The following is a 2,993-nucleotide window of genomic DNA, read 5'->3' as shown; positions in this document are numbered from 1 at the left end:
GCCGTCGTCCAGGTACGTCTTGAGCGTGCGGCCGCGGATGTACTCGGTGACGATGAAGGCGTCGTGCGCCTCCGCCGAGGAGAAGTCGAAGACCTCCAGGATGTTCGGATGGTGCAGCTTCGCGACGGCGCGCGCCTCGCGGGCCAGCCGCCGGCGGGACTCGTCCTTGCCGGCCAGGTGCGGGTGCAGCACCTTCACCGCGACCTCGCGGTCCAGGGCGGTGTCGAGCCCCTTGTACACGACGCTCATGCCCCCGGAGCCCAGCTCCTCCAGGATGCGATAGCGACCGATATGGCGGCCGACGAGCGACATGGCGTGGTGCGCTTCCTCCCTCAGTCCCCGAAACCGATGCCCATGCTCCGCGCGAAACGCACCAGGTCACCCCGGGGATCCACGCGGCGCTCCTTGCGCGACTCACTCAGCGGAACGCTGACGATGTCATTGTTCCTGAGCGCCACCATGTGCCCCCACTCGCCATCCCGCACCAGGTCCAGCACCTTGCAGCCGTAGCGCGTCGCCAGCACGCGGTCCGCCGCGCTCGGGCTGCCACCGCGCTGCAGGTGGCCAAGCACCGTGACACGAATCTCCGCATCGATGTGGCTGGCGAGCAAATCCGCGCACACCTTGCCGGATCCGCCCAGCCGCACCACGCCCCGGCCCGGGATGTCCGCCGCCTGCGCCAGCACGGACAGCACCCCGCCTTCCGGGTACGCGCCCTCGGAGATGGCGATGATGGAGAAGCTGCGGCGGCGCGTGGCCCGGCGACGCAGCGTGTCCAGGATGGCCTCCACGCGGTAGGGGATCTCCGGCAGCAGGATGAGGTCCGCGCCGCCCGCGATGCCACTCTCCAGCGTGAGGAAGCCCGCGTTGCGGCCCATGATCTCCACGATCATCACCCGGTCATGCGACTCCGCGGTGGAGTGCAGCCGGTCCAACGCCTCCGTGACGATGAGCCGCGCGGTGTCGAACCCGAACGTCTGGTCCGTGCCGCACAGGTCGTTGTCGATGGTCTTCGGACACCCGACGACCTTCAGCCCCTTCTCCGCCAGCCGGTGCGCGATGGACAGCGTGCCGTCCCCGCCAATGGCGATGAGCCCGTCCAGCGCCAGCTCTTCGCAGCGGCGCATCGCGTGGTCCGACAAGTCCCGCTCCACCCAGGCCGCGCCCTCGCGCACCGGGTAGGAGAACGGGTTCGCCTTGTTGGACGTACCCAGGATGGTGCCGCCCTTGGGCAGGATGCCGCGCGTGTCCTCCACGCCGAGCGGGCGGACGAGCTCCGGCTCCATCAACCCCATGAAGCCGTTTTCGATGCCGACGAACGAATGCCCGAACTCGTGCGCGCCGCGCCGGACGAGTCCACGGATGAGCGCATTGAGTCCCGGGCAGTCGCCACCGCCGGTGAGGACTCCGAGTCGGAGAGGTCGGGTCATAGGGCCAGGAAAAGTCGGACGTAGGTGTCAGTAGGGACGGGCGACACTATGACAGCAACGTCGGTGCGGATTGTAGGTGCCACCTCCAGGGTGCGCAACGCACGAATCACGCGTCGCGTCGGATCCCGCTCGGACGGACGAGGGGGACACCCCTCAGTCGCGCTTGAGGCGGCGCCGGGAGGCCAGCCGGTCCAGGAGGGCCTGGAGCCGGTCCTCCTTCTGTGGGGGCAGGGCCTTGTCGGTGGGGGACTGCACGGGCATCTCGCGGGCCATCCGGTACAACTCTTCCAGACGTTCCTGGACCAATTCATTGCCCGGACGTTCCTGGAGCGCGCGGCGGTAGGCGGCGGCGGCGCCCACGTAGTCGCCCAGGGTGAAGAGGCGCTCGCCCTCCTGCATGGCGGACGCGGGGCCCAACGGGAGCCGCTGGGGTTCCCGCACGCGGTTGCGCAGGTGTTGCAGCTCCTGGGGCAGGAGGGAATCGCGCAGGTGGGCGAGCTTGAGCGCCAGGGCCTCTTCCTGGGGGAAGGCGCGCGACAGGTCTTCGAACAGCTCGAACGCCTCGACCAGCTCACCCCGGCGCAGGGCGCGGTCGGCACGTGCTTCCATGTCGGCCCGGACGGCAGGAGTCATCTCGCGCGGGACAGTAGCCGGTGCCCGCCCGGGATGTCACACGCTCAAACAGGAGCGCTCGGTGGGCCGCAAGGCCCCACTCCACGCGTGGGTGCGTGATTCGAGACGTGCGGTGTGATCCACCGCGAGGCTTCACGGTATCCTTGCATTCGTGCTCCTGCCCGTCCTCACCGGCGTCTGGCTGTCGCTGTCCGGTGCGCTGGGCACGGAGCTGCGGCGGGACGGCTACAGCTTCCGTCCGCCGGATACGTTCCGGATGACACGCTGGGAGCGCTACGCCGGCTCTCACGCGGGCGCGGTGTCGGAGGATGTGACGCGCACGCGCGGACTGTCCGCGGCGCTGGCGGATGGAGAGGGCCCGGACGCGGCCACGTTCCTCATCGCCGTGGTGGACGGGGGCTTCTCCGCCAGTCCTTCGGAACGCGACGCGTTCTCCACCGCCGTGGTCCAGCACTTCCAGCGCGAGCTGGGCGTGGCGCTGACACCGGAGCGGGTGGACCGCATTGGAGGGCCGGTGCCCCGGGTGGAGGTGCTGGGCACGCTGCGCGAGGCGGGGCAGGTGCGCACGGTGCTGGTGACGGGGCTCGCGTCGGAGGGGCGCCACGCCGTGGTCACGGTGAGCGCGCCCGCGGCCCGCTGGGATGCCATGGCCCCAAGGGTGCGCGCCTCGCTGGAGACCTTCCGGATGGAGGCCCCGGTGACGGGCGTCATCTCCAAGCGGCTCGCCGGAGCGCTGGCGGGCACCCTGGCGGGGGCGTTGCTCGTCTCCTATGCGGCCTGGCGACGCCGTCGGCAGGGGGAGGGGTCCGCTTCCGCATAGCCCGTGCGACGCATCCCCGGTGCGGCTCGCGCTGGGATACGGTGCCGCGCCCATGTTCTCCCTCCTTCTTGTCGCCGTGCTCGCGCAGGGGCCCCTCGTGCCCCCGGGCC

General features: G+C 70.6%; 4 protein-coding genes. 1 reads left to right on the top strand and 3 read right to left on the bottom strand.

Annotation, left to right across the window (positions count from 1 at the left end; all coding sequences use genetic code 11):
• The 3 genes from D7V88_RS40270 to D7V88_RS40260 form a co-directional block, all read right to left on the bottom strand.
• Positions 1 to 312, bottom strand: a 312-nt coding sequence (locus D7V88_RS40270; RefSeq protein ID WP_147449100.1) for a protein kinase domain-containing protein, incomplete at its 3' end; no start/stop codon positions are given.
• A 20-nt stretch (positions 313 to 332) separates the two neighbouring features.
• Positions 333 to 1,430, bottom strand: coding sequence for a 6-phosphofructokinase (locus tag D7V88_RS40265; RefSeq protein ID WP_120545796.1), 1,098 nt, complete (start codon positions 1,428 to 1,430; stop codon positions 333 to 335).
• 153 nt (positions 1,431 to 1,583) lie between these two features.
• The gene (locus D7V88_RS40260; protein ID WP_120545795.1) at positions 1,584 to 2,063 is read right to left on the bottom strand and encodes a hypothetical protein; all 480 of its coding nucleotides are present in this window, start codon (positions 2,061 to 2,063) and stop codon (positions 1,584 to 1,586) included.
• 151 nt (positions 2,064 to 2,214) lie between these two features.
• Between D7V88_RS40260 and D7V88_RS40255 the strand changes: the two genes are divergently transcribed.
• Entirely contained in the window at positions 2,215 to 2,883 is a 669-nt protein-coding gene (locus D7V88_RS40255; protein ID WP_120545794.1) for a hypothetical protein, read from the top strand.
• Positions 2,884 to 2,993 lie beyond the last annotated feature (110 nt).

The organism is Corallococcus terminator (genome assembly GCF_003611635.1).
Lineage (GTDB): Bacteria > Myxococcota > Myxococcia > Myxococcales > Myxococcaceae > Corallococcus > Corallococcus terminator.
Note: the sequence above shows the minus strand (reverse complement) of the source record. Positions and strands in the feature narration are given on the sequence as shown.

Bases quoted from the DNA above. Each gene is read 5' to 3' on its own strand.
- D7V88_RS40260 (WP_120545795.1), bottom strand. From the start codon at position 2,063: ATGACTCCTGCCGTCCGGGCCGACATGGAAGCACGTGCCGACCGCGCC.
- D7V88_RS40265 (WP_120545796.1), bottom strand. From the start codon at position 1,430: ATGACCCGACCTCTCCGACTCGGAGTCCTCACCGGCGGTGGCGACTGC.